This is a genomic window from Acaryochloris sp. IP29b_bin.137 (assembly GCF_028285745.1).
GTDB lineage: Bacteria > Cyanobacteriota > Cyanobacteriia > Thermosynechococcales > Thermosynechococcaceae > Acaryochloris.
Window position 1 is genome coordinate 1 of the sequence record NZ_JANQOP010000060.1, and the last position, 1,860, is coordinate 1,860.

The following is a 1,860-nucleotide window of genomic DNA, read 5'->3' on the forward strand; positions in this document are numbered from 1 at the left end:
ATTTTGTCCATGAATCAGAAACTACAGAAGCAAATCCAAGCAGAGATTGGAGAAGATGACGGCCATGAACTTCCCAATATTCCTGGTATTGATTGGACAGCTGCAAATATCGATTTATGAATCTTCCATAAATTTTGGAATATTTCTATCTCACATCAACCATTAGTCAATAGTAGTCGCCTGAAGACCTTATTCTCATTCCAAAGTTCTAAAGAGTGCTTTTACCGAGGAATATCCCATGGACATTAACTCAGCAGGTTCACCTCGATATCCAGTTCCCTTGATCGCACTGGCCCCCTTTTTACTGATCACCTTCGGTTTGGCCTGGGGCATTTTGGCCCTATATATCCTACTTCCAGGGCCAATGACAGCGATATTTGGCCAGTTGAGTGGGCACCATCCCCTCTTTATTCTGGCTGTGTGGAGTCCAGCGATTTCAGCGGTTATCATCATCATCCGTTACGATGGGCTGCCAGGTTTGCGGCGTTATTTGTCTCGGATGTTTCTCTGGCATTGCCCTCCAGCCTGGTACGCCTTTTTGCTGCTTGTGCCGCTACTGTTCTATGCCGGGGCTGCTGTGAAGGGCAATCTTTTCACAGCTCCATTCCCGTTTATCTCGTTGCCAGCCCTGCTGTCAGCCATCGCCATTACCCTGATCCTTGGTCCAGTTGAAGAGTTTGGCTGGCGTGGGTTAGCGTTACCGCTGCTGCAACGACGGTTTGCGCCCATCTGGGCCGGACTTATTTTGGGGGGCATCTGGGGCATCTGGCACCTACCCGCCTTTCTGTTGAGCGGCACACCGCAAAGCGCCTGGTCGTTTACTCCTTTTTTACTCGGTTCAGTCGCCCTTAGTCTGATAGTTACCCCTCTATTTAATGCATCGCAGGGGAGCATTTTGCTGTCGTACCTATTCCACTTTCAGCTCATTAATCCGATTTGGCCTGATGCTCAGCCCTACGACATCTTTTTCTTTTGGGTGGCCGCCCTCGTGATTGTCGCGATCAACCGCAAAACGATGTTGCGCAAAGCCAAAGCGGTAACAGAGGTCATTCCACCCGCTGCAAATATAAGGTTAACGGAAGAACTCACTCGGGAGACCCGCCCGTGAGCCTGCCAGTCCTGCAGCGTATCGTCAAGTTCCTTCGAGGACAGCTTGCTAACCACCACTCTCAGCCTTTGGTTCTTTTGAACAGACGGGTAGCAAGGTCAGCCTTTTGGTTTCTGCCGTTTTGCCTGAGCCTACTCTTGATAGTTTCTTCAAACCGCACCATTGCTGCTACTGATCTAAATCAGATATTCCAATCAGTACTAGAAAACGCTCAACAACAATATGGATTCCCAGGGGCAACGGCGGCTTATGTTTTACCCGATGGCACCGTGGGGGTTGCCGCCACAGGAGTAGCGGATACCGAAGTGGGAACGCCAATGACCGAGCAGTCTCGGATGCTGACTGCCAGTATTGGCAAGACCTTTGTGGGAGCTACTGCAATCGCTCTAGCTCAGGAAGGCTGTCTAGATCTGGATGCACCTATATCTCAGTGGTTAAGCGAGCGACCCTGGTTCTCCAGATTGCCCAACCACAATGACATCACCCTGCGGCAGTTGCTCAATCATAGTGCAGGGCTACCTGACCATGTTCATTTGGACAGCTTTGTATCGGCTGTTTCGCATCGTTGGCAAGAACCTGGCAATCCATTCCCACCGGAATCCTTGATTGAATTTGTGTTGGATTTACCTCCCCTGTTCGAGGCTGGAGAAGGCTGGGCCTATACCGACACCGGATACATTGTCGCTGGACTCGCGATGGAAGCCGCAACAGGTAGATGCTACTACGATGAAATTCAAAACCGTTTCCTGACA

General features: G+C 50.3%; 2 protein-coding genes. Both read left to right on the top strand.

The window, feature by feature from the left end:
* Window positions 1–238: 238 nt before the first annotated feature.
* Entirely contained in the window at window positions 239–1,108 is an 870-nt protein-coding gene (locus Q0991_RS04675) for a type II CAAX endopeptidase family protein (protein WP_299485958.1), read from the top strand.
* A 137-nt stretch (window positions 1,109–1,245) separates the two neighbouring features.
* On the top strand, window positions 1,246–1,860 hold a 615-nt coding region (locus Q0991_RS04680; protein WP_299485959.1), incomplete at its 3' end, for a serine hydrolase domain-containing protein.

What these genes read in the sequence shown, in the direction of transcription:
- Q0991_RS04675 (WP_299485958.1), top strand. Translation starts at nt 239, where the DNA reads ATGGACATTAACTCAGCAGGTTCACCTCGATATCCAGTTCCCTTGATC.